The sequence below is a fragment of the Candidatus Planktophila sulfonica genome, assembly GCF_002288065.1.
In the GTDB taxonomy this organism is placed as follows: domain Bacteria; phylum Actinomycetota; class Actinomycetes; order Nanopelagicales; family Nanopelagicaceae; genus Planktophila; species Planktophila sulfonica.
In genome coordinates, this window is record NZ_CP016773.1 from 399,241 (window position 1) to 421,739 (window position 22,499).

A 22,499-nucleotide genomic window follows, 5' to 3' on the forward strand; every position below is an offset into this window, starting at 1 on the left:
CGATAAGATTGCCAAACTATGACCACTGATCGCCGCCTCGAGATTCTTCGAGCAATCGTCGACGAATATGTCGAAACCCAAGAGCCAGTTGGCTCAAAGGCGATTGCTGATAAGCGCGCACTTGGAATTAGCCCAGCAACTATCCGAAACGAGATGGCAGTACTTGAAGAAGAAGGTTTGATTACTCAACCTCATACAAGTGCAGGTCGCATCCCAACAGATCGTGGATACCGCCTCTTTGTAGACAAGCTTTCTGCCGTAAAGCCACTATCAACTGCCGAACGTCGCGCCATTGAAACTTTCCTTGAAGGTGCCCACGATCTCGATGATGTTGTGAAACGTTCAGCGAAGTTATTGGCAGATATCACCAAACAGGTAGCAGTTGTGAAGTATCCGAAGATTGGTGACTCACAAGGTCGCGAGATGATGGCAATTTCCGGAACAGCAAACCTTGCACGTTCTGGTGAAGATCTTGGAAATACCCTTTCTCCTATTCTTGAAGCACTCGAAGAACAAGTAGTTTTGCTTCGCTTGCTTAGCGATGCGCACTCAACTGTTCATGTCACTATCGGCAGCGAACAAGCAGATTCAAGCTTGCAGACAACATCCCTTGTCACAGTTGGTTATGGCACCGATGCATCCCTTGGAATCCTTGGACCAACACGTATGGATTACGCAGGTTCTATGGCTGCTGTATCTGCTGTAGCTCGCTATGTAGGTCGCTTCATCACTGAAGGAAATAAGTAATGGCTGATTTCTACGACCTATTGGGACTTGATCGCACTGCGACAGCTGATGACATTAAGAAGGCTTATCGCAAGATTGCGCGCGAATTACACCCAGATGTAAACCCAGATCCAGAAGTTCAGAATAAATTTAAAGAAGTAACTGCTGCATATGACACCTTGTCTGATCCGCAGAAGCGTCAGCAATATGACATGGGTGGTCAAGGTGGATTCGGCGGCGGTTTCGGCGGAGGTGGGTTTAGCGACATCATGGATGCATTCTTTGGTGGCGGTGGAAATCGCGGACCTCGTCCACGTATGCGCCAAGGACAAGATGCACTTATTCGCCTAGAAGTAGATCTCAATGAAGCATGCTTCGGAACTGAACGCGACATTACATTGGAATCAGCAGTTGTCTGCCAGAAGTGTGAAGGACAAGGAACTGCAAATAACACAGCGCCTTCTATGTGTCCTGTCTGTAAGGGTCGCGGAGAAACTCAATTTGTTCAGAAGTCATTCCTTGGACAGGTAATGACATCTCGCCCATGTAATAACTGTTCTGGTTACGGAAGTGTTATTACCGATCCTTGTCGCGAATGTGGTGGCGATGGTCGCGTACGCGCACGCCAGACAATCAACATCAAAGTCCCCGCTGGCGTTGAAACCGGCAACCGTATTCAGATGGCTGGTCGCGGTGAAGTGGGACAAGGCGGAGGACCTGCAGGAGATTTGTACGTTGAAATCGTTGAAGCAGAACATGAATTCTTGCTGCGCGATGGCGATAACTTGCACGTGGCAATTGAAGTTTCATTTGCCGCAGCAGCGCTCGGCACATCTGTTCAAGTTGAATGCCTAGATGGGCCAGTAAAGGTTGAAATCAAGGCCGGAACTCAGAGCGGAACAACGATTCCAGTGAAGGGCAAGGGCATGACTCGCCTTCGCACCACACACCGCGGAGATTTGATTGTGCACGTTGATGTGGCAACTCCGAACAAGCTCAGCCGTGATCAAGAGAAGTTGCTCAAAGAATTTGCCTCATCTCGCGGTGAGAAAGATGGCGATGTAAAGATAAAGGGCCACAGAGAAGGTCTCTTCGCTAAATTCAGAGATGCCTTCGGTCGCTAATGCTGACCCTGTTCTTCGTTGAAGATCTGCCAACCACAGTTGGTGCTACCTACGAATTCGATAATGAAGATGCCAACCACGCTATCCGTGTATTACGCATGAGCACAGGTACCATCTTCAATCTCTCAGATGGAAATGGTTCATGGGCGCAAGTTCAAGTACTTACTGTTGCTAAGAAATCTATGCAGGTAAAAGTTCTTGAGACTGGTCGCCAAGATCCACTTGATACACATTTCACCGTCATTCAAGCTATTCCTAAAGGCGATCGCATTAAGGAAAGCATTGAGATGTGCACTGAAGGTGGCGCCGATCGCATCGTGATGTGGAAGGCTGCTCGCAGTATCGGAAAATCTGATGACAAGATTGAAAAGCTTCAAACAACTGCGCGCGAAGCATCTAAGCAGTCACGACGTTTTCGTATCCCTGAAGTAATCGGTGTTGCTGCAACGAACGCAGTTGTTGATCAGATCGCGCAAGCAGATTTAGCAATTGTCTTCCACGAATCGGCGACCATGAAGGTTTCAGAACTCGTAGTTCCTGGATGCAAGAAGGTTGCCATCATCATCGGACCCGAAGGCGGGTTAACGGAAGATGAAATCGACACCTTTGCAGCAGCTGGTGCCAAGGTTGCCCTGATGGGACGCCCGGTTCTGCGCTCAGCACATGCCGGCTTGGCTGCTTTATCTGCGGTCAACACCGCCCTTTCCGTGTGGTGATTTCACCTCAATACCGATAGATTTTCAGTTATATGGAACGCCTCTTAATCACCGTGCCGCCCGCAATCCCGATGGTTTCACTCGTCGGTATCAATGATGCAAATATGTTGGCCATCGAGGCAGCATTCCCATCAGTCAATGTCACAGTCCGCGGCAACGAAATCACTCTGCGCGGCCCACATATCGATTGCATCGCCATGGAGAAGTTGATTCACGAGATGATGCTTGTGATTCGCTCAGGTCAAGTGCTCACAACGGATGCAGTCACGCGCAGCATTGCAATGCTTGAAGCAGAACCTGCTCAACATCCAGCAGAAGTTCTCTCACTCAATATTGTCTCTAACCGCGGTCGCACGATTCGTCCAAAGACTGCAAACCAGAAGCTCTATGTAGACGCCATTGAAGAGAACACAATCACTTTCGGTATCGGTCCGGCCGGTACAGGTAAGACCTACCTGGCAATGGCAAAGGCAGTTGCTGCCCTGCAAGCGAAAAAGGTCAATCGCATTATCTTGTCTCGTCCCGCTGTAGAAGCAGGCGAGAAGTTGGGCTTCTTGCCAGGGACACTGAATGAGAAGATCGACCCATATCTACGTCCACTCTTTGATGCTCTGCACGACATGATCGATGTCGAAGCAATTCCACGTTTGATGCAGACAGGCGTTATCGAAGTAGCGCCCCTTGCCTTCATGCGTGGTCGCACGCTCAACGATGCATTCATCATCTTGGATGAAGCGCAGAACACCACACCTGAACAGATGAAGATGTTCTTAACTCGCCTTGGTTTCGGCTCAAAGATGGTTATCACTGGCGATGTCACACAGAACGATCTTCCAAATGGTCAGCGCTCAGGTCTTGCCATTATTCGCGACATCCTCGATGGCGTTGATGACATTTCATTTATGGAGCTGACAGCAGATGACGTTGTGCGTCACCGTTTGATCGGCGATATCGTCAAGGCATACGACTCATATGATGCAACCAAATCGGTTCCGCGTCCGATTCGTAACTCGTAATACATATATATGACGGTTGAATTAGTAAATCGCTCTGGCGCTTTGGTGCCAGAAACTCAGATGCACTCACTTATCAATTACGGCATCGAATACATGGAGCTCAACCCTGAGTGCGAAATCTCGCTCACCTTTGTCGATGTCACAGAGATGGAAGAGCTTCACATTAAGTGGATGGATGAAGCTGGCCCCACAGATGTTCTTTCTTTTCCCATGGATATGCCCGAAGAAAAGGGCGAAGTGGTAACGCTGGGCGATATCGTCATTGCACCTGCTGTTGCTGCAAAGCAGGCACAGGATGCTGGCCATAGCGTTGAAGATGAAATCTACATACTTGCTACACACGGCTTGCTCCATATCTTGGGCTATGACCACGCAGATCCTGACGAAGAGAAAGTCATGTTCGCGTTGCAAGAGAAGATTGTGAAGGAGTGGTCGCTAGCAGCGACTGACACAATATGAAAGTAGATTTAGGGTGAAGAAAAACATTATTAAGAAGATCAACTTGGCATTTAAAGGCTTTGCCTGGGGACTCTTATCCGATGAAGAAGAGCTCCGTGATTTGATGGATCGCGCTCACACACGTGGGCTTGTTGAATCTGATGAACACGAGATGATCCACAATGTATTCGAGCTCGGCGATACCTTGGTGCGCGAGCTCATGGTTCCACGTATCGATATGGTCTGGATTGAGAGCGATAAGACCTTGCGCCAGGCTCTTTCGCTCGCGCTACGTTCTGGTTATTCACGTATCCCAGTTGTGGGAACAGGTATCGATAACATCATCGGAATTACCTATGTAAAAGATTTAGCAAAGCGCGCATTGGATCACCACGAGGCTGAGACAACTGAAAAGGTTGAGCAGCACACCCGTCCTGCTGTCTTTGTCCCAGAAAATAAGGAAGCTGCTGAACTCTTGAAAGAGATGCAGCGCGATCAGATTCACCTTGCCATCGTTGTTGATGAGTACGGCGGAACAGCCGGAATCATCACTATCGAAGATATTATTGAAGAGATCGTGGGCGAGATCGCCGATGAATACGATGATGGCGTTGAAGCATTTACCTGGATTAGCGAGAAGAAGGCACGCGCCAAGGCGACGATGCACGTTGAAGATTTGGCCGATGAACTCAAGATTGATATCGATCGCCATGAATTTGAAGATGTAGACACTATTGGTGGATATATGGCAGAAAAGTTGGGCCGCGTTCCAATTGCCGGTTCGACAATTGATTTGCAAGGTTGGTCGATTACTTCTGAACGTCCTGTAGGTCGCCGCCGCCGTATTAGCTCAGTTATTATTGAGCGTCCAGAGAAGGAGATTGATGAGCATGAATAATCCAGAAGATTCAAAGCTGGTAACTCTTGCTACCTCAACTCTTGTTCGTAGCGGCGCACAACAAGCTGCAGCACTGCGCGATAACACTGGACGCACCTACGTTGCAATCAATGTGACTTCACCATCGCTTAACCTTGATGCCTTCGAAGCAGTTCTTACTGTTGCACTTGCATCAGGTATCACCGGAATCGAGAGCGTTGTCGCAACAGGATCACAGCCTGCAAATAGCAAGGCGATTAAGGATTTCGCTCCCACTGCAACTATCTTCTTTATCGATTCGAACGGCACCGAAAGCGCGCTTTAGCCTTATTTACCCCTTAAAGATAAGATTGCCCAATGCGCGTAGTTCGTTTTACTCCTCAGCCAGATGCTGGCCTAGGTACTGATCCGCTCTTTGGAATCCTCGAAGAAGATAACCAAATCTCGATTATCTCTGGCGATCCCATCTATCACGGCATCCAGAAGACAGCGGCAAAGGTCGAACTCACCAAGGTGCGCCTCTTAGCACCAGTTATTCCTCGCTCAAAGATTGTTGCAGTAGGCAAAAACTATGCAGATCACGCCGCTGAAATGGGCGGCGTTGTTCCTGATGAACCCATCATTTTCTTAAAGCCAAACACTGCTGTGATTGGCCCTGGCGACACAATCGTCTGGCCGGCGATGGCACCCACAATTGATTACGAAGCAGAGCTTGCCATCGTCATCGGTCGCGTCTGCAAAGAAGTCCCTAAAGAGCGCGTGAAAGATGTGATCTTCGGATACACGATGGCAAATGACGTTACTTCTCGCGAACTACAGAAGCGCGATGGACAGTGGATGCGTGCAAAGTCATTCGATACTTTCTGCCCACTAGGCCCATGGATTGAAACCGAGTTCGTTCCTGGCACACAGCGCATCACCACAACTCTTAATGGTGAAATCAAGCAAGATGCCAAACTTTCCGACATGATCTTTAAAGTCGAAGATATCGTCCACTTTGTTACCCAGGTAATGACACTTCTTCCAGGCGACGTCATCATCACCGGAACTCCTGCAGGAATTGGCCCAATGCCTGAAAAATCAACCATTGCTATATCCATCGAAGGCCTCGGCCAACTAACTAATAAGGTGAGCGCTCGTCCATGACAACTGCTAAAAAGGTAAAGGTACGTTTTGCGCCATCTCCAACAGGTGACTTACACGTTGGAAATATCCGCACCGCACTCTTTGATTGGGCATATGCACGCCACACAGGTGGAACATTCCTTTTCCGTATCGAAGATACCGATACCACTCGCGTTACCGATGAATATATCCAGGCAGCAATCGACACTTTAAAGTGGCTCGGTCTGCAATGGGATGAGGGCCCAGAAGTCGGTGGCGATAACGGTCCTTACCTGCAATCACAGCGCCTTGGAATTTATGCCGAATGGGCACAGAAGTTCCTTGATCAAGGCGATGCTTACTACTGCTACTGCTCACCTGAAGAACTTGAAGCAGTGCGCGAAGAACAGCGCAAGGCAAATGTTGCACCGGGTTACAACGGACATTGCCGCGAGTTAACGGCAGATCAAATCACTGCATTTAAGGCTCAAGGCCGCGAAGGCGTAGTGCGCATGCGCATGCCTGATGGCACAACAACATTTACCGATGAGATCCGCGGAGATGTCACCTTCGATCACAAGTTTGTTCCTGACTTTGTACTCGTGCGCGCAGATGGTTCACCCCTGTACACACTTGCTGTTGCAGTCGATGACATCTTGATGGGCGTCACCCACGTGCTTCGTGGAGAAGATTTGCTCTCATCAACTCCTCGCCAGATCCGCGTCTATCAGGCGATGGGCGTGAAGATTGAGGATTACCCAGTCTTTGCTCACTTGCCATTCGTTATGGGCCAAGACAACGCCAAGCTTTCAAAGCGCAACGGTGAAGTTTCAATCGCTTGGTATCGCGAACAGGGTTACTTGCCTGAGGCAATCTGCAACTACCTCGCACTCCTTGGTTGGTCACCAGGAGATGACCGCGAAAATATTTCGATGAAGGAACTCACAGAGCTCTTTACCGTTGAGAAGGTTCACTCATCTCCAGCACGTTTTGATATGAAGAAACTTGAAGCAATTAACGGCGACAAGATTCGCGCGCTCAGCCTTGAAGAGTTCGCTACTTGGACGATGCCATTCCTTATTAAGGCTGGCGTCATCACTGGCACCGATGCTGAAATCGAATTGGTGAAGAAGGCCCTGCCTCTTATCCAAGAGCGCATCGTGAAGCTAGATGAGGCTCCTCAGCTTCTCAAGTTCCTCTTCATCGAAAAGTTTGCAGTCGATGGCGATGCAGTTTCAAAGATTTCCGATGCTGCCGCTAAAGATATTTTGAAGCGCTCACTTGCAGATCTTGAAGGCGTTGCATCATGGAACCACGAATCAATCGAGGCCGTGCTTCGCGCATCTCTGATTGAAGAACTAGGCCTCAAGCCACGTATTGCATTTACCGCTCTGCGTATTGCAACAACCGGCAGCACTATTTCTCCGCCGCTCTTTGAATCTATGGAGTTGCTCGGGAAAGAGGCTTGCCTAGCCCGAATTACGCAGGCTCTCAGCCTCTAATTTTTGGGGTAAACTTCAACCTCGCGCCGCCAAGCGCAAAGTAAAAAATAGTGGGGTATGGGGTAATTGGCAGCCCTGCTGATTCTGGTTCAGTAAGTCTAGGTTCGAGTCCTGGTACCCCAGCGCAGTACAAAGCAGTAAGCAGTACCTACAACTTCATATGTTTGTCCTAGTTATTTTTTGGCACGGCCCCGTCGTCTAGCGGCCTAGGACTCTGGCTTCTCAAGTCAGCTACGAGGGTTCGAATCCCTTCGGGGCTACAGTTCTTCTTCTTACGTAGTTAAGAATCGAGATAGTGATGGCTTTTACAGAACGCATTGATTTATCTGATGCGCAAGTAAAGGCCATTTCTGCTTTAGTAAATGGTCGTATCTCTCAGAACGAATCTGTTCTTGATGCACATGGGCGTGATGAATCTGCTTTTCCTCCTATTCGTCCATCTGCCGTAGTTACCGTTCACTCCACTGAAGAAGTTTCAAAGGTGCTTGCTTATTGCAACACGGAAAAGATTCCTGTCACAGCATTTGGCGCTGGATCATCTTTGGAAGGCCATGTTCTGCCGCTCTTTGGTGGAATCTCATTGGATTTAAGTGAGATGGATAAGATTGTAAAGATTTCACCAGATGACTTAACTGTCACTGTTCAGGCTGGCGTGAAGCGAATGGCGCTCAATAAGAAGCTAGCTAATGATGGGTTGTTCTTCTCGGTAGACCCAGGCGCTGATGCAACTATCGGCGGAATGACATCAACCGGCGCGGCTGGCACGACCACAGTTCGCTACGGGTCGATGCGCGAGAATGTATTGAAGTTAACTGCCGTTCTTGCAGATGGAACAGTGATTGAGGCAGGACGCGAGACCCGCAAACTATCGGCTGGCTATGACTTAGCTCGTCTCATTGTGGGTTCAGAAGGAACTCTGGCAGTTGTCACCGAAATTACTCTTCGCGTATTTGGTATCCCTGAAAAGATGGCTGCAGCTGTTTCGCGCTTTCCATCTCTTGCCGATGGCGTGCAAGCAGCGATTGCCATTGTCCGTTCTGGTGTTGCTATTGCTCGCTGCGAATTCCTCGATGCGCAATCGATTAAGAACGTCAACGCCCACGATGGCTTAACTCTTCAAGAAGCGCCCACACTGCTCTTTGAATTCCATGGTTCACCTCGTGGCGTTGAAGAAGATGCCAAAGTTGTTCAAGAGATCACCAGTGATTTCGGCGGAACAGATTTCGAATGGACTTCCGAAGAAGGCGAACGCCGTAAGTTATGGCAGGCACGCCACAACGCTTACTGGGCAGGCATCACAGCGTTTCCTGGAATGCGCGCAATCAGTACAGATGCAGCTGTTCCGCTATCAAAGCTTGCTGAAGCTGTTGGCGTTGCAGAAAAAATCTTGAAGGATTCACCATTCCCGCATTCAATTCTGGGACACGTTGCAGATGGCAACTTCCACACCTTTATCGTTACCGATCCCAAGAAGCCACATGAACTCGATGAAATCCGCGAGTTAACCCATAAGACCACTTCGGCGATAATCGCTATGGGTGGCACATGTACTGGCGAACACGGAATCGGCGCGGGAAAGATTGATTCACTGCTTGAAGAAGCAGGAGCTTCATCAGTTGCAGTGATGAAATCAATTAAGGCTGCGCTTGATCCCAACGGAATTCTCAACCCAGGGAAGATCTTTAACTAGAGATAGCTCTTGCAATCTTGGCGCCCAATTGAGTGACTAGGGGAGCAGGGTTAGCAATGCACTTATCTGTATTGGATTCAATCGAAGTAAGCGTGTGAATACCTGCATATCCAGAGGCATGATGCGTATCCGCATCACCGCAGACTAAGTAGGTAGGAATCGATAACTTCGCTGCGCGCTGCAAGATTCCCCAAGGGGCTTTGCCGTGCACGGTCTGTGAATCAAAGCGACCTTCACCAGTGATGATTGCATCAGCGCCGGCAATCTTGGAGTGAAATTCAACGAGATCAAGAATCAAATCGATTCCGCTGCGTGCCTCAGCTTTCAAGAAGGCATATGCCATAAAGCCAAAACCGCCTGCAGCACCTGCACCTGGCGTTGTTGAGTATTGACCACCCACAAGGGAAGCAAAGTGAGAAAGGGAACTTTCGAGAATTTCTACCTGCTCTGGCGTTGCACCTTTCTGCGGAGAAAAGACGTGCGCCGCACCCTGTGGGCCAAGCAGAGGATTGGTGACATCGCTAGCTAAGGTAAATGAAACATGTGCAAGGCGAGGATCAAAGTTAGATGTATCGATACTTGCGCAGTTAATTAATGAAGCACCACCCGGCGCAACTTCAGCACCTGTTGAATCAAGCAGCTTTACTCCAAGTGCTTGAAGCGCTCCAGCGCCAGCATCTGTCGTTGCAGTTCCACCGATAGCAAGAATGAATTTCGTGGCACCTTTATCGAGTGCTGCCAGAATCAACTGTCCTGTACCGAAAGATGTTGCGTTCAGCGCATCTTTCTTACCATCAGGTAACTGAGATAAACCAGATGCCTGCGCCATTTCGATAAAGGCGGTATCACCCTTGATTGCAATCTGTGCAGAGACGGGATTACCTAGGGGTCCTTGTACTTCAACAGAGTGCGCAGTAAATCCTGCGTGCAGCACGGCATCGAGAGAACCTTCGCCACCGTCACCGATTGCAATCTTTATCGTTTCACAATCTGGGATTACCGAATGAATTCCTGATTCAATCCATGTAGCAATGTCGCTGGAAGATGCGCTGCCCTTAAATGAATCAGGGGCGATAACAATCTTCATGTATGAATACTAAGAGCGCTGCGCTAATCTTCCATCATGAAAATCGCGAGATTCGGCCAGGTAGGTTCAGAACGTCCGGCAGTGATGGTTAGCCAGACTCAAGCAGTCTATGTAGATCACTTGATTAAGGATTGGAACCGCCCCGAACTCGAAGCTGGCGCATACGAGAAGGTGAAGTCAGCAGACCTTTCTGCGCAGGCTCCCTTTGATATTGCAGGCCTTCGCATTGCAAGCCCGGTTGCTCGTCCAACCAAGTTGATCTGTATCGGTCTTAACTATGCACGCCACGCAGCTGAATCTGGAATGACTCCACCACCAGAACCCGTTGTCTTTATGAAGGCACCTGATTGCCTTATCGGTCCTAACGATGAAATCGCTATTCCACCGAATTCAACGGCCACAGATTACGAAGTAGAACTTGCCATCGTTATCGGCAAGCGCGCTCTGTATTTGAAGAATGAATCAGAAGCTCGTAGCCACATCCTTGGATATTCAATTAGCCAAGATGTTTCAGAGCGCCACTGGCAGATTGAACGCGCTGGCCAATGGGTTAAGGGAAAATCATTTCCAACATTTAACCCAATGGGTCCAACGATCGTTACAGAAGATGAATTCAAGCCAGATGATGTTCGCTTGTATTGCACAGTCGATGGCGAGAAGCGTCAGGATTCACGCACCAGCGACTTGATCTACGGCATCGATCACATCGTCTGGTACTTGAGCCAATTTATGGAGCTATTCCCAGGTGACATCATCAATACCGGAACACCTGAAGGTGTCGGTATGGGCTTTAAGCCAACGAAGTATTTAGCTGCAGGTCAAGAAGTAATTACAGGTATTGAGGGCATCGGAGAGATGCGCTCAAAGACTAAAGCTTCTTAACTTTTAACGTTCAGACTTGTGGCGGTCAGCCATCATCTCCATGAGTGCAAAGAGAACGCCAGATACAACGAAAGTCATATGAATTCCGATACGCCATCCTTCACGGTTGGCATCGAATGTTCCTTCTTGCATAAAGTCTTTAAGAAGTTCGATGACTGAGATAGCTACGAGTGAACCGATGAGCTTGATCTTCATGCCGCTTGAATCAACATGTCCCATCCAGTGTGGGCGATCTTCTGCGCCATCTGCAATTGCAATCTTTGATACAAAGTTTTCATAGCCAGCAAAGAGCACCAAGATGATGAGATTGCCGAGCAATACTGTGTCGAGAAGTTCGAGAACCTGAAGCGTAATTTCGCTCATTGTTGAAGTAGTGATGTGGCTCATGATGTGCCAGAAAGAGTGGAAGAAGCGATAGAGGATTGGAATAAGGGCTAGAAGCAGACCGATATAAAGGGGAGCCAATAACCAGCGTCCGGCGAAGATTACTTTTTCTAGAAAGTGCTCGAGTTTCAACATGGGCAAAATTATGGCAGTCCAGTGTGACAAAGCTCGGTAGACATACAAAGATGCACCAATGAAGTTACGCCTGCTCGCCCTGATTGCGCTAACTCTGGCATCTCTATCGCCTGCAGATGCGGCACAGACCTTTACCGTCGGCGGCGATCGCCCTGTGACTGTCCATCTGCCAAACCAACTTTCTGATCCCGCGCCACTTCTTATCTTGCTTCACTCAGCTTCTACTTCGGGTTCGCACCTAGAGAAATACATGGGAATTGCACCTCTTGCTAAGAAGTCAGGCGTTATCTATATCGCACCCGATGGAATGGTGAACCCCATTGGAAAACGATTCTGGAATGCATCGAAATCTTGTTGCAATCGCTTTAAGCAAGAAGTCGATGACGTTGCCTATATCAACTCACTCATCGATGAGATCAGCGCAAAGCAACCCGTTGATCCAAAGCGCATCTATTTAATTGGCCATAGCAATGGCGCATTTATGTCATTTACCTTTGCCTGCAAGACAAACAAGGTTGCAGCAATCGTTGCTATTGCAGGTGCAATGGATGACGCAGCCGACTGCACACCATCAACGCCGCTCTCACTTCTTAATATTCACGGCACCGCCGATAAGACCATCAAGGTTGGCGGGGGAGTCATGAATGACTTCCCCTACACAAGTGTGAAGACCACAGTGAAGAAGATTGCTGCTGCGAGCAAGTGCGTTGATCCGGTGAAGGTAAAGAAAGATTTCGAACCCACCATCAAGGGCCAAGAGACAACAATCTTTGACTACACCTGTGGTACACCGACCCACTTGCAATATTGGGAGATCAAAGACGGAGCCCACCGTCCCAACCTTCCATCTGATTTTGCGCAGCAAGTGATGGACTTCCTGCTCAAGCAGCATAAGTAAAGAACTGGCAGAATCCACCCGTGCATGAATTCACCGCAGAGGTAGAAGAACTCGCAAAAGCTGTCATGGAGTACAGCCTTGCGCGATTGAAATCAGATCCACCTCTAGATGGCCCTCGCACAGAAGCAGATCTCTACTCAGAACTTGGTAACACCATTACCGCCCAAGGTCTTGGCGGCAAAGAAACTCTCAAGGTATTTACCGACACTCTTGCACTCGCTTGTATTTCAACAGACCACCCGCGCAACCTCGCATTTATTCCATCTGCACCAAGTGAATACTCAAACCTCTTTGATCTCGTAGTCGGTGCATCTTCACTCTATGGCGGTTCATGGCAAGAAGGCGCTGGTGCAGTCTTTGCGGAAAACCAAGCAATCAAATGGCTCATTGATATTGCAGGACTTCCAAAGTCTGCAGGCGGTGTATTTGTTCAAGGCGGAACGATGGGAAATCTTTCCGCCCTCGTTGTTGCTCGCGATCAAGCACGCAAAACACATCCTGATACTCAGCGCTGGGTAGTTGCCTGCAGCGCCGAATCACATTCATCAATTACATCTGCAGCCCACGTGATGGATGTTGACGTCCTGAAGATTGAAACAAATGACGAGCTTCGACTTGATGGTGCACACGTTGCTAAGGCAATCGATGAACTACATGCCACCACCAATAAGCGCGTCTTTGCAATTGTTGGAACTGCAGGCAGCACCAACCTCGGAATCGTTGATGATTTAGCGACGCTTGCCAAGACTGCCAAAGAGCGCAATATCTGGTTCCATGTCGATGGCGCATATGGTCTTGCTGGTCTTTGTGCACCATCGGTTCGTCATCTCTATAACGGCGTTGAAGATGCAGATTCATTTATCGTCGATCCGCATAAGTGGCTCTTTGCTCCATATGATGCCTGCGCACTTGTCTATCGCAATCCAGCGCTAGCTAAAGAGACTCACACTCAGCACGCCAGTTACCTTGAAACTCTTCACGATGATTCTTGGTCGCCATCTGATTATGCAATCCACTTAACTCGTCGCGTGCGCGGATTACCGTTCTGGTTCTCTTTGGCGGCACACGGCACAGATGCTTATTCAGAAGCTGTAGAAGAAGGAATTCGCCTTGCTAAGGAATCTGCAAAGCGCATCGTTGCTCACCCAAACCTTGAGCTAGTGCGCGAACCAGAACTATCTATCGTTGCCTTCACTCGCAAGGGTTGGACACCGGCCCAATATCAGCAATGGTCTGATGCGCTACTAGAAAAGCAGATTGGCTTTATTCCGCCTTCAAAGCATGCAGGTGAATCAATCTTGCGCTTTGCTTTCGTAAACCCTTGGACATCGATGGATGATGTCCAGATGATTCTCGATACGCTCTAGATTATTTAGCGGTCCAATAGGTTCTGTGTTGGATCATATGTAGAACCGTTACGGCGCTTAGCAATTGCACTGAGTGCTTCTAGAACAACGCGGTTAGCCAAGATCGCAGTGATATCTGCGCTATCAAATGCTGGTGCAACTTCGACCACATCGATTCCTACAACAGGTAGCTCAAGACAGATACGGCGAACTGCTTCAAGCAATTCACGTGAAGTCATTCCACCTGGTTCAGGAGTTCCTGTTCCTGGCGCCATTCCTGGATCAACTACATCGATATCGACAGACAGGAAGACTCCATCGCAACCATCGGTGAGTGTTGCAAATGATTCGTCCAATACAGCCTTAAGCCCACGGTGATGAATTTCAGTCATCTCGTATGAGCGCATTCCTTGATCGCGCATCCACTCGAGAGTCTTGTTATCTGGCCAGTAACCACGAAGACCTAGTTGTAAGAAACGATCTCCACGCACATAACCTTCATCAATCAAGCGACGCATAGGTGTTCCATGCCCAACGAGTGCGCCCCATTGATCTTCGCCGGTATCAGCATGTGCATCAAAGTGCACCATTGATACCTTGCCGTGGCCCAAGTGGTTTGCAATACCTGCAACATCAGCTGAAGCAATCGAGTGATCTCCACCCAACACAACTGCAATTGCTCCTGCTCGTGAAATCTTTTCAGTAGCTTCGCGCAATACGGCAAGGGATGCGACTAAATCTCCACCAGGCATCAATAAATCACCAGCATCAAAGACCTTGAGATCTTTCAAACCATCTGTGCGCAGAGCTAAATGTGGGCGTTCTCCATCATGCGGCAAGTAATCGCCACCGCGAATAGCTTGTGGACCAAACTTCGCACCTGAACGATGCGATGTTCCACTATCAATCGGTGCACCCACGATGATGACATCAGCGCCCTTATAGGTCGCAGGATCATCGAGATCGCATGCGGGAATTCCTAGAAAGGTAAATGCCGGTCCATACATATTGCCGTGGTTAACCATGGCTTGAGGATATTGGTTATTGCGGAGTTGCTGCAATTACCCCGAGACACATTTCATCAGAAGAACCTTCACCCCATGTGATGTAGCGCGGCGCCAGTGACTTTAATTGCGGAATCTTCTGGCGCAGCGTTGGATCGAATGTGCACTTCACGCGAATCGTGTCTCCTGCAACAACTTTTACCGGAGTCTTTAAGACTGTCGCAGATTGGTCATCGAAGTTGTAGTTCTTCACATCGAGGAGCAGCTTCTCAGTTGGCTTTCCTGGATTGAGGATGATCGAAAGAGAGCGGCCCAACAAGTGCATATGTGGGGCTGCCGCAATCACGGTGAAGTTGCTATTGATGACCTTGTCGCATTGCGAAGTTAAAGATGCAACAGGCTTAAATGGATCTTGGCCACAGAGGGCGTTGATACCAGCTGATTCAAAAGCACTGGTCGTGCTTGTGCGCGCAGCCAAATCAATAAGCGATTTCTTTCGGTCACAGAGTGGGCCAGTTACTCCAGCAGGGCATGCCAATTCAACAGGTGCCGGAAAGAGTTCAACATGGAGTTGTTTAACAGTTGATCCCTTTGCAGGAACTGTATCCATCACAATCTTTGATTGATCTGTCTCTACCTTGCCACCGTTAGCTGCCAGTAAGTTGTAGTGAACCTGGAGAACGAATCTTTCATTCTTCTTAAATGGTGTTCCATATCCCGCAGGTGAAACATCTTTGCCACGACCTGGCGCCCATGAGCTGAGCCAAGGGGATGAGATGAATGTTGAAAGCATTCCGCCGAGACCAGAACCACCAAAGCATGGCCAGCCTGTCCCATTCTTATCTGCAGCAATTGCTTCTTCAAGATCTGCATCAGTGACGCGGAAGATGATTGCGTGGTGAACATAATTCTTACGTTGTGGAATAAATTGAATTGAGCGAATGATGGAATCTTCAGTGACCTTTGGATCCAGTAAGAAGCAGCGATAATCGTCGGTGCCATTCTTAGGAGCAGCAGGTAGATGCGCCTTCTTCATCGTCACGGTATATCGCTTGGTCTTAGCTGGTGCGGCTTCGGCAACATGTGGCAAAAGAGATGCAGATAACACAGCAATAAGAGCAAGTGGAAGAATTCGTAACTTCATAACGGTGAGAATACCGAAAATTCGGAAATGCAGCGAAGCGAAAATCCAACTACCTTTACCAAGTGAGAATCAGTGGAGTTAAATTACAAGCGGTAGCAGCACTTTTTGTTCTATCAGCCATCTCCCTGACTCCGATTTCAGCCACAGCAGACTCAGTGCAAATTCGCACAATTGATACAGCAAATGCGGTTTCACTTGATACATCGCTCTACCTTCCGAAGAAGGTTCCAGCTCCTGCAATCTTGATCGCCCATGGATTTGGTGGCAGCAAAGATTCTGTGGCAACCGACGCTCAGTTCTTCGTAGATAAAGGTTTTGTTGTTCTTACATGGACTGCGCGCGGTTTCGGTAAATCAACTGGCCAGATTTCGATGAACGCCCCTGATGCAGAAGTTGCAGATACCAAAGCGCTGATTTCATATCTTTCTCGCAATAAGAATGTGCTTCAAGATAATTCAGGAGATCCTCGCGTAGGTATCATGGGAAGTTCCTATGGCGGAGCCAATGCGCTGATGACAGCTAGCGCTGATTCACGCATCGATGCAGTAATCGCCGACATCACCTGGAATGATTTACAAAACAACTTATTCCCACAAAGTGCAGCAAGCGTCACAACACCTGGGCCTTTTAAGAAGGTGTGGGCGGGAACATTCTTCTCGGCTGTATCGCTACAGGGTGCATACCTCGGTGAGTGCGGCACCTTTACTCAAGCTTGGTGCGACGCATATTCCAATGCTGCAATCAACGGCAAGCCAACTGCTGCCGAAAGCAAACTTCTTGAGTCTGTCTCGCCAAAGAATTATCTGCAGACAATCACTGCGCCAACCTTGCTCAGCCAAGGACAGGCAGATTCGCTCTTTCCACTGACTGAAAGCTTTAACTCGGCCAAAGCAATCGAAAAGGCGAAACCAAATCTTCCACTCGCCCTTATTTGGCACGCCGGGGGACATGATGGCGGGATAGACCAGACGAGTTACCTGCGCGAGCAATATCTGCAATGGTTCAAGAAGAATTTATTGAAAGAGAAGATTGAATTCCCAGTTTTCCAATTTACAAAGACCAACGGTTCAATCTCATTGCAAGATTCCACTGTTATTCCCAAGGTATTTGCTAGTTCTAAGCTGCCAACAGAAGCGACGGTAAAGCAGCTTCAGTTACTAACTCCAACCGTTGCACTTTCATTTCCTATCGGTGGAATTCCAAGTGCTATCTCGGCACTTCCTGGAATTGGTTCAGCCGGAGCACTTGCGTCTCGTGTTGCTTCAACCATCGCTGGATTTAGCCCAGCGCTATTGCCCGGACAAAGTGGCTTGATTGAAAGCGCTCCGCTGACAGAGCCAATCTCTGTTGTCGGTCCATCATCGATCAAAGTTCGCATCACCAGCACAACAGGAGATGCCACCCTCTTCTTCTCTCTTGTAACAAAATCACCAAGTGGTTCTATCAATCAACCAAATGGTGTTGTTGCACCAGTGCGTCTTGAAAACATTCCGCAGTCCGGAACCGAAGTAACCATTAACCTGCCTGCCACAATTCTTGATGCATCAGTCGGCGACGTCCTTGCAGTGGGTGTTTCAAGCACTGATCAAGGCTATGAATTGCCTAAGCCATCGCGCTTCTATTCAGTATCAGCGCTATCGCCACTTTCTTACACAACATCTGATGCAACCGCATCACGTGCAGGATCTGCCAACTTAATCTGGCCGATTGCTGCAGTACTTTCTGTTCTACTTGCCGCGGTTTATATCCGCGTACGCAGACCAAAGATTGCACCGAGCCACGAGAACAGCACCGCACTCGTTGAGGTTGAAAATCTAGGCAAAGTTTATAAGGACGGATACCGCGCAGTCACTGACCTTTCATTCTCGGTAGAACGCGGACAAGTTGTTGGTTTGCTCGGTCCAAATGGAGCTGGAAAGACCACAACTCTTCGTATGTTGATGGGCTTGATCTTCCCAACAGAAGGTTCCATCTTTATCGATGGCAAGCCTGTCTATCCAGGTTCCGAGGCGCTAGCTAATCTCGGTAGCTTCGTTGAAGGTCCAGGTTTCTTGCCACACCTTTCCGGTCGCGAAAATCTTTCGCTCTACTGGCGCAGTATCGGCCGCGATGGCGAGCAGTACCTTGATGAAGTAGTTGCAATTACCAAACTTGGAACCGCACTCGATAAGAAGGTTCGCTCTTACAGCCAAGGCATGCGCCAGCGTTTAGCAATCGCACAAGCAATGCTCGGTATGCCAGACCTACTTGTTCTCGATGAACCAACCAATGGTCTGGACCCACAACAGATTGCTGAGATGCGCCAAGTACTTAAGGATTACGCAGCAACTGGTCGCACCGTCATCATCTCTTCACACCTACTTGCCGAAGTTCAGCAGACCTGTAGCCATGTTGTTCTAATGCACCGCGGTCAATTGATCTCATTTGGTCCGATGAAGAAGTTGCTCGCTAAGAATCGCAAGGCCAATAACCTTGAAGAGATATTCCTCGAACTTATCGGCGATGACCTAGTCATCGGAAAGGAGAAGAAATGAGCTACACAGCTTCGAAGACTCTTCCCTATAACGTAGAGCTCTATCGCCAGTTAAAGCGCAAACGCACCGCCTTTGCTTACGCATTCGTACTTTCACTGCCAATCCTTGTTGCTATCGCAGTGAAGTTCGGCCCATCAGGAAACAGCGGGGGACCAACCCGTCTGGGTTCTGGAACAACTGACCTTATTGGTCTTGCAACCATTGGCGCTGCCAACTTCACCACCACTATGTTGTACTTCGCCACACCGTTCCTTCTTGTCACAGTAGTTGCGCTCTTTAATGGCGACACTGTTGCATCAGAAGCATCGTGGTCAACGCTTCGTTACCTACTTGCATCCCCAGTTCCACGTCGACGTTTGTTGATTCAAAAGATCAAGGTAAGCCTCACACTTTCAGCGATTGCTGTACTGCTGATGCCGATATCCGCCTGGATAGTTGGCACCATTGCATTCGGAACAAAACCTTTACAGACGCCACTTGGCGCAACTTTCACCAACTCTGTTGCCCTTTCGCGAATCGCAATCATGACTGGCTACCTTGCAATTTCACTTCTCTTCGTCGCAGGCCTTGCCTTCTACTTAAGCGTTCGTACCGATGCACCACTTGGCGCCGTCGGCGTCGCAGTTGGTATCTCAATCTTGCTCAACATTCTTGATGCCATCACCGCGCTCGGCAGCATTCGCAACTGGCTTCCTGTTCACTACGCCTTCTCATGGTTTGACGCCCTGTCCACCACCATCGATTGGTCAGTCATGATCCGCGGTGCCAGCTACTGCTTCATCTCCGGAACTGTTCTATACGCGCTAGCCATCAATCGCTTCGCTCATAAGGACATCACTTCCTAGAAGGACTACTCTAGAAACTATGCAGATCACAATTGATAAGAAGACCGGCGTATTTCTCGCCATCATTGCGCTACTTCTTGCCACAATCGCATCCCTTGCCATCAACCGCGGAGATCGCGGCGACCACAATGGCTCTCAAGGCATGGGCCACCACAACGATTCTTCTCATGGCAAAGCTTCTGGTAATTACACGGGTGCCGACATCATGTTCTTGCAGATGATGATTCCTCATCACCAACAAGCAGTTGATATCTCAGACCTTGCCATCAGTAAATCTAAGGATGCGGAACTACTGGCTCTTGCAAAGAAGATTCGCGCAGACCAGGCAGCAGAGATTGTTCAGATGAAAGCCTGGCTTAAAGATGCCGGTGCATCAGAAGATATGGGCCACTCCATGGATGGCATGGGCGGAATGCTCAACGATGCTGAACTATCAGCTCTGAAAATAGAGAGCGGCTCCAAGTTCGACATTTTGTGGCTCAAGGGAATGACAGGCCACCACGATGGTGCAATCCATATGACTCAGATGATTGAAGATGCGCAGAATGCCGATATCAAGGCTTTCGGTGTAAAGGTCATTGCTGATCAATCAGCGCAAATCGCTCAGATGAAAGAGATGCTCAACCGCATTAAATAAGAAATTCAGTGGAAGAATAGAACTATGGCAACTACAAAGAAGACTGCAGTTTCAAAGACAGCAACTAAAGCCCCAGCTAAGAAGTCCGCATCCCTAGCACCAGCCCATGCAGGCATTGATTGGCGCTCTCTCTATCTCTACGCAGTCTGTCTCGTCACCTTGCTCGTCGTACTCTTCTCAACAGTTGCCCTCGTTAACGCAATCCTCGATGCAGTATTTCCAGATCCTGCCTACGTAGACCCTTATCTCAAGGCCGAGAACGCACCAGACCCTGCGCTCTTGCAGCAGCAAGAAGATAACAATCAGCGCCAGGCGCTAAAGAACATCTTCACAACTTTCTCAACGATGGCGATAGCAGCACCTGTCTATCTCTATCACTGGCGCCAAGCTCGCAAGACAAGCAACTAATTTTCCAATGCGCCGCACCCTAACCACTGCAATCGCACTTGCACTAGCTTTCACCATCGCACCATCTGCTTCCGCTCATCAACCTGTCGTGCTTCTTGATACAGATACCACTCCAGCTGCTGGTCCACTTCTTGCCGACGGCACAGTTTCATTTGCGGTTCGAGCTTCATTTACCAAGTCAGGTCAGAAGAAAGCTTTTCGCGCAGCGCTTAAAAATGGCGATCAATTCGATCTGCAGTATTTGATTGTCGATAAGAAGCCTGAGAACGCAATGAAGAGCACCTTGCTTCCTCAGCTGGTAATTACTTCACCAACAGGTAAGAAGACCACAATCAAATACACTGAACGAACAAAATTCTACGAACCATTTGGCCGCACCAATTTCCTCTATCTAGCGCGCTATTCAGTCCCTGCAGAAGCTGGTATCTACAATTTTGTAATCACTTCCCGTGCAAAAGCCGCAATTACAATCGCAGTCGGAGATCGTGAAACACAAGGAGAAGTTCTCCGTGGACCGGCGCCAACACCGACTCCTGCAATGGCTGCAACCCCGACAGCTACTCCAACCAAGGAAGCACCACAACCTTCTGCATCACCAACTCCTGAAGTAACAACACAATCTGCCTACACAATGGCAAAAGTGAAAGAGAACAACTCAGCAGCAAGTTGTTGGACCGTTGTCAGCGGAAATGTTTATGACCTGACCCAATGGATTAAATCCCACCCTGGTGGATCTTCTGCGATCTTGAGCCTTTGTGGCACAGATGGAACCGCATCATTTAAGGCACAACACCGCGGTTCAGGTCGACCAGAATCAACGCTGGCCGGATATTTACTCGCGCCGTTAGCTAAATAGTTTTAACCAATAATTACTTTGCTGCCGCTTACTTTGGCGCGCACCTGAGGCAAGCGAGTTGTTGCTGGCCCGAAAGTTAGCTCGCCATCTGATTCGAATTGAGAACCATGCGCCTTGCACTCCCACCCAGTCTCACTTTTAACGACTGTGACTCCTTGATGTGGGCACATCAGTGAAAATGCGATGAAAGTTGAAGGGCCAGTGCGAGATAAACCCACTGGCTGGCCCTTCAAACTTCCGACCCGTACAGAACCGCCTACCTCTTTCAAGGCAGGAAGAGCTTTGATATTTACTGAAAGACGTCCATCGGCAAGTTTCTTCACCGCACTTGCAGATGCCTGGGGAGCGCCAGCCACACTCAGAGCTGCTATCCCGCAGACACCTGCAAGAACTTCACGACGAGAAACTTGCGCCATGTATTTACCTACTACTTCTTCTTGATCTTGCCGTACAAGGTGACATCTGCGCTTCCGAATGCTGCGCCATCTGGCAACGCACCTTCAGGAAGACCGAGAAGTGAGGCAAGTGCTGCGCCAATTCCTGGTGCTAGTGCCAATGTTGCTCCTGCATATGCAGTTGTGCTTACTCCGGCCTTGCGGTCATTGGTGACCTTTGCCTTCAAAGCTGCAGCATTGGTGATATTCAGAACTGCCATTGCATCTGCAGATGCCTGAGGAATTACTGCTGTGATCTGACCCTTTGCCAAATCGATTACTGGGTTCTTCAAAGTAACTTGCTTGTCATTGCTTGTATTAAAGAAAACGATATTGCTGCCAACGTGCTGTACACCTGACTTTGTTCCAGTAATGGGAATATGGAATACCACTTGGCCGTTTGCTGATGCGATGGAATCTCCCATTACTGCAGAAGTTGCTCCACCTTGAACGTATAGAACTACTCCGGCTCCCTCGAGGAGCGCTGAAAGTCCTGCACCGGTTTTCATGTGAGTCATGCTCTGACCAGGCTTTGATGTGTCAGCTACTGCGTAGCCGGTACCAGTTGCAGCTAGTACTGCGACGGAAAGTGCACTTGCGATTAACTTTGAGCGCATACGTTTCTCCTTTGTTGGATGTGTAAAAGAGAAGGTAAGTCAGGCCAATATGCCCAGCAACTTGAAGCCTTACGCCCTCACGCTCGCTCCACAAA

24 protein-coding genes and 2 tRNA genes are annotated in these 22,499 nt (G+C 48.9%); 20 read left to right on the forward strand and 6 right to left on the reverse strand.

What is annotated here, in order from left to right; all coding sequences use genetic code 11:
* Nucleotides 1-18 precede the first annotated feature (18 nt).
* The 12 genes from A1sIA56_RS02000 to A1sIA56_RS02055 all read left to right on the forward strand — a co-directional run bounded on the left by A1sIA56_RS02000 (nucleotide 19) and on the right by A1sIA56_RS02055 (nucleotide 9,193).
* Nucleotides 19-747 carry an HrcA family transcriptional regulator gene (locus tag A1sIA56_RS02000; RefSeq protein WP_095673288.1) on the forward strand — a complete coding sequence of 243 codons (729 nt, stop codon included), beginning with the start codon at nucleotides 19-21 and terminating at the stop codon, nucleotides 745-747.
* The gene (gene dnaJ, locus A1sIA56_RS02005; protein WP_095673289.1) at nucleotides 747-1,850 is read left to right on the forward strand and encodes a molecular chaperone DnaJ; all 1,104 of its coding nucleotides are present in this window, start codon (nucleotides 747-749) and stop codon (nucleotides 1,848-1,850) included. Before A1sIA56_RS02000 ends, dnaJ begins: the two co-directional genes overlap by 1 nt.
* Complete coding sequence (locus tag A1sIA56_RS02010; RefSeq protein WP_095673290.1) at nucleotides 1,850-2,566, forward strand: 16S rRNA (uracil(1498)-N(3))-methyltransferase; 717 nt, start codon at nucleotides 1,850-1,852, stop codon at nucleotides 2,564-2,566. Before dnaJ ends, A1sIA56_RS02010 begins: the two co-directional genes overlap by 1 nt.
* 32 nt (nucleotides 2,567-2,598) lie before the next feature.
* Nucleotides 2,599-3,582 carry a PhoH family protein gene (locus A1sIA56_RS02015; RefSeq protein WP_095673291.1) on the forward strand — a complete coding sequence of 328 codons (984 nt, stop codon included), beginning with the start codon at nucleotides 2,599-2,601 and terminating at the stop codon, nucleotides 3,580-3,582.
* 9 nt (nucleotides 3,583-3,591) lie between these two features.
* On the forward strand, nucleotides 3,592-4,041 hold the full coding sequence (ybeY, locus tag A1sIA56_RS02020; RefSeq protein WP_095673292.1) for an rRNA maturation RNase YbeY: 450 nt from the start codon (nucleotides 3,592-3,594) through the stop codon (nucleotides 4,039-4,041).
* A 13-nt stretch (nucleotides 4,042-4,054) separates the two neighbouring features.
* Nucleotides 4,055-4,918 (forward strand): hemolysin family protein, encoded by an 864-nt coding sequence (locus A1sIA56_RS02025; RefSeq protein ID WP_223298464.1) that lies wholly within the window; start codon nucleotides 4,055-4,057, stop codon nucleotides 4,916-4,918.
* Nucleotides 4,911-5,222, forward strand: coding sequence for a cytidine/deoxycytidylate deaminase family protein (locus A1sIA56_RS02030; RefSeq protein WP_095673293.1), 312 nt, complete (start codon nucleotides 4,911-4,913; stop codon nucleotides 5,220-5,222). Before A1sIA56_RS02025 ends, A1sIA56_RS02030 begins: the two co-directional genes overlap by 8 nt.
* A gap of 32 nt (nucleotides 5,223-5,254) precedes the next feature.
* Nucleotides 5,255-6,043 (forward strand): fumarylacetoacetate hydrolase family protein, encoded by a 789-nt coding sequence (locus tag A1sIA56_RS02035; protein ID WP_095673294.1) that lies wholly within the window; start codon nucleotides 5,255-5,257, stop codon nucleotides 6,041-6,043.
* Nucleotides 6,040-7,503, forward strand: coding sequence for a glutamate--tRNA ligase (gene gltX / locus A1sIA56_RS02040; protein ID WP_095673295.1), 1,464 nt, complete (start codon nucleotides 6,040-6,042; stop codon nucleotides 7,501-7,503). Before A1sIA56_RS02035 ends, gltX begins: the two co-directional genes overlap by 4 nt.
* A 51-nt stretch (nucleotides 7,504-7,554) precedes the next feature.
* Nucleotides 7,555-7,626: transfer RNA gene (locus tag A1sIA56_RS02045), tRNA-Gln, on the forward strand.
* Between the two features lie 64 nt (nucleotides 7,627-7,690).
* Nucleotides 7,691-7,763: transfer RNA gene (locus A1sIA56_RS02050), tRNA-Glu, on the forward strand.
* 38 nt (nucleotides 7,764-7,801) lie between these two features.
* Nucleotides 7,802-9,193 (forward strand): FAD-binding oxidoreductase, encoded by a 1,392-nt coding sequence (locus A1sIA56_RS02055; protein WP_095673296.1) that lies wholly within the window; start codon nucleotides 7,802-7,804, stop codon nucleotides 9,191-9,193.
* Here the strand turns inward: A1sIA56_RS02055 and A1sIA56_RS02060 are convergent.
* Nucleotides 9,186-10,280, reverse strand: coding sequence for a glycerate kinase (locus A1sIA56_RS02060; RefSeq protein WP_095673297.1), 1,095 nt, complete (start codon nucleotides 10,278-10,280; stop codon nucleotides 9,186-9,188). The two genes, A1sIA56_RS02055 and A1sIA56_RS02060, sit on opposite strands and share 8 nt — an antisense overlap.
* 36 nt (nucleotides 10,281-10,316) lie before the next feature.
* On the opposite strand from A1sIA56_RS02060, the gene A1sIA56_RS02065 reads away from it, so the two are divergent.
* The gene (locus A1sIA56_RS02065) at nucleotides 10,317-11,162 is read left to right on the forward strand and encodes a fumarylacetoacetate hydrolase family protein (RefSeq protein ID WP_095673298.1); all 846 of its coding nucleotides are present in this window, start codon (nucleotides 10,317-10,319) and stop codon (nucleotides 11,160-11,162) included.
* Between the two features lie 3 nt (nucleotides 11,163-11,165).
* On the opposite strand, the gene A1sIA56_RS02070 is transcribed toward A1sIA56_RS02065, so the two are convergent.
* The gene (locus A1sIA56_RS02070; protein ID WP_095673299.1) at nucleotides 11,166-11,681 is read right to left on the reverse strand and encodes a TIGR00645 family protein; all 516 of its coding nucleotides are present in this window, start codon (nucleotides 11,679-11,681) and stop codon (nucleotides 11,166-11,168) included.
* A 58-nt stretch (nucleotides 11,682-11,739) separates the two neighbouring features.
* On the opposite strand from A1sIA56_RS02070, the gene A1sIA56_RS02075 reads away from it, so the two are divergent.
* Nucleotides 11,740-12,579: a CE1 family esterase gene (locus A1sIA56_RS02075; protein ID WP_095673300.1), complete on the forward strand. Its 840-nt coding sequence runs from the start codon at nucleotides 11,740-11,742 to the stop codon at nucleotides 12,577-12,579.
* Nucleotides 12,580-12,599: 20 nt separating this feature from the next.
* Nucleotides 12,600-13,946 (forward strand): pyridoxal phosphate-dependent decarboxylase family protein, encoded by a 1,347-nt coding sequence (locus A1sIA56_RS02080; protein ID WP_095673301.1) that lies wholly within the window; start codon nucleotides 12,600-12,602, stop codon nucleotides 13,944-13,946.
* Between the two features lie 5 nt (nucleotides 13,947-13,951).
* Here the strand turns inward: A1sIA56_RS02080 and speB are convergent, their stop codons facing one another.
* Nucleotides 13,952-14,950, reverse strand: coding sequence for an agmatinase (gene speB / locus A1sIA56_RS02085; protein WP_095673302.1), 999 nt, complete (start codon nucleotides 14,948-14,950; stop codon nucleotides 13,952-13,954).
* A 16-nt stretch (nucleotides 14,951-14,966) separates the two neighbouring features.
* On the reverse strand, nucleotides 14,967-16,073 hold the full coding sequence (locus A1sIA56_RS02090) for a monooxygenase (RefSeq protein ID WP_095673303.1): 1,107 nt from the start codon (nucleotides 16,071-16,073) through the stop codon (nucleotides 14,967-14,969).
* Between the two features lie 62 nt (nucleotides 16,074-16,135).
* Between A1sIA56_RS02090 and A1sIA56_RS02095 the strand changes: the two genes are divergently transcribed.
* The 5 genes from A1sIA56_RS02095 to A1sIA56_RS02115 are packed head-to-tail and all read left to right on the forward strand — an operon-like array spanning nucleotide 16,136 to nucleotide 21,353.
* Nucleotides 16,136-18,607: an alpha/beta fold hydrolase gene (locus tag A1sIA56_RS02095; RefSeq protein ID WP_095673304.1), complete on the forward strand. Its 2,472-nt coding sequence runs from the start codon at nucleotides 16,136-16,138 to the stop codon at nucleotides 18,605-18,607.
* Nucleotides 18,604-19,452, forward strand: coding sequence for an ABC transporter permease (locus A1sIA56_RS02100; protein WP_095673305.1), 849 nt, complete (start codon nucleotides 18,604-18,606; stop codon nucleotides 19,450-19,452). The genes A1sIA56_RS02095 and A1sIA56_RS02100 overlap by 4 nt, the downstream gene beginning before the upstream one ends.
* 19 nt (nucleotides 19,453-19,471) lie before the next feature.
* Complete coding sequence (locus A1sIA56_RS02105) at nucleotides 19,472-20,089, forward strand: DUF305 domain-containing protein (RefSeq protein ID WP_095673306.1); 618 nt, start codon at nucleotides 19,472-19,474, stop codon at nucleotides 20,087-20,089.
* A gap of 24 nt (nucleotides 20,090-20,113) precedes the next feature.
* Complete coding sequence (locus A1sIA56_RS02110) at nucleotides 20,114-20,497, forward strand: hypothetical protein (RefSeq protein WP_095673307.1); 384 nt, start codon at nucleotides 20,114-20,116, stop codon at nucleotides 20,495-20,497.
* 7 nt (nucleotides 20,498-20,504) lie between these two features.
* Nucleotides 20,505-21,353: a cytochrome b5 domain-containing protein gene (locus tag A1sIA56_RS02115; RefSeq protein ID WP_095673308.1), complete on the forward strand. Its 849-nt coding sequence runs from the start codon at nucleotides 20,505-20,507 to the stop codon at nucleotides 21,351-21,353.
* Between the two features lie 2 nt (nucleotides 21,354-21,355).
* On the opposite strand, the gene A1sIA56_RS02120 is transcribed toward A1sIA56_RS02115, so the two are convergent.
* Together A1sIA56_RS02120 and A1sIA56_RS02125 are read right to left on the reverse strand one after the other, a co-directional pair.
* A complete protein-coding gene (locus tag A1sIA56_RS02120) occupies nucleotides 21,356-21,769 on the reverse strand; it encodes a QcrA and Rieske domain-containing protein (protein ID WP_095673309.1) in 414 nt (137 codons plus the stop codon).
* Between the two features lie 11 nt (nucleotides 21,770-21,780).
* Nucleotides 21,781-22,404 carry a hypothetical protein gene (locus tag A1sIA56_RS02125; RefSeq protein WP_095673310.1) on the reverse strand — a complete coding sequence of 208 codons (624 nt, stop codon included), beginning with the start codon at nucleotides 22,402-22,404 and terminating at the stop codon, nucleotides 21,781-21,783.
* Nucleotides 22,405-22,499 lie beyond the last annotated feature (95 nt).

Excerpts from the sequence above, each read along its gene's own strand:
- A1sIA56_RS02035 (WP_095673294.1), top strand. The coding sequence starts at position 5,255 with ATGCGCGTAGTTCGTTTTACTCCTCAGCCAGATGCTGGCCTAGGTACT.
- A1sIA56_RS02015 (WP_095673291.1), top strand. The coding sequence starts at position 2,599 with ATGGAACGCCTCTTAATCACCGTGCCGCCCGCAATCCCGATGGTTTCA.
- ybeY (WP_095673292.1), top strand. The coding sequence starts at position 3,592 with ATGACGGTTGAATTAGTAAATCGCTCTGGCGCTTTGGTGCCAGAAACT.
- A1sIA56_RS02105 (WP_095673306.1), top strand. The coding sequence starts at position 19,472 with ATGCAGATCACAATTGATAAGAAGACCGGCGTATTTCTCGCCATCATT.
- speB (WP_095673302.1), bottom strand. The coding sequence starts at position 14,950 with ATGGTTAACCACGGCAATATGTATGGACCGGCATTTACCTTTCTAGGA.
- A1sIA56_RS02120 (WP_095673309.1), bottom strand. The coding sequence starts at position 21,769 with ATGGCGCAAGTTTCTCGTCGTGAAGTTCTTGCAGGTGTCTGCGGGATA.
- A1sIA56_RS02010 (WP_095673290.1), top strand. The coding sequence starts at position 1,850 with ATGCTGACCCTGTTCTTCGTTGAAGATCTGCCAACCACAGTTGGTGCT.
- A1sIA56_RS02070 (WP_095673299.1), bottom strand. The coding sequence starts at position 11,681 with ATGTTGAAACTCGAGCACTTTCTAGAAAAAGTAATCTTCGCCGGACGC.
- A1sIA56_RS02090 (WP_095673303.1), bottom strand. The coding sequence starts at position 16,073 with ATGAAGTTACGAATTCTTCCACTTGCTCTTATTGCTGTGTTATCTGCA.
- gltX (WP_095673295.1), top strand. The coding sequence starts at position 6,040 with ATGACAACTGCTAAAAAGGTAAAGGTACGTTTTGCGCCATCTCCAACA.
- dnaJ (WP_095673289.1), top strand. The coding sequence starts at position 747 with ATGGCTGATTTCTACGACCTATTGGGACTTGATCGCACTGCGACAGCT.
- A1sIA56_RS02110 (WP_095673307.1), top strand. The coding sequence starts at position 20,114 with ATGGCAACTACAAAGAAGACTGCAGTTTCAAAGACAGCAACTAAAGCC.
- A1sIA56_RS02060 (WP_095673297.1), bottom strand. The coding sequence starts at position 10,280 with ATGAAGATTGTTATCGCCCCTGATTCATTTAAGGGCAGCGCATCTTCC.
- A1sIA56_RS02055 (WP_095673296.1), top strand. The coding sequence starts at position 7,802 with ATGGCTTTTACAGAACGCATTGATTTATCTGATGCGCAAGTAAAGGCC.
- A1sIA56_RS02125 (WP_095673310.1), bottom strand. The coding sequence starts at position 22,404 with ATGCGCTCAAAGTTAATCGCAAGTGCACTTTCCGTCGCAGTACTAGCT.
- A1sIA56_RS02065 (WP_095673298.1), top strand. The coding sequence starts at position 10,317 with ATGAAAATCGCGAGATTCGGCCAGGTAGGTTCAGAACGTCCGGCAGTG.
- A1sIA56_RS02100 (WP_095673305.1), top strand. The coding sequence starts at position 18,604 with ATGAGCTACACAGCTTCGAAGACTCTTCCCTATAACGTAGAGCTCTAT.
- A1sIA56_RS02000 (WP_095673288.1), top strand. The coding sequence starts at position 19 with ATGACCACTGATCGCCGCCTCGAGATTCTTCGAGCAATCGTCGACGAA.
- A1sIA56_RS02115 (WP_095673308.1), top strand. The coding sequence starts at position 20,505 with ATGCGCCGCACCCTAACCACTGCAATCGCACTTGCACTAGCTTTCACC.
- A1sIA56_RS02030 (WP_095673293.1), top strand. The coding sequence starts at position 4,911 with ATGAATAATCCAGAAGATTCAAAGCTGGTAACTCTTGCTACCTCAACT.
- A1sIA56_RS02075 (WP_095673300.1), top strand. The coding sequence starts at position 11,740 with ATGAAGTTACGCCTGCTCGCCCTGATTGCGCTAACTCTGGCATCTCTA.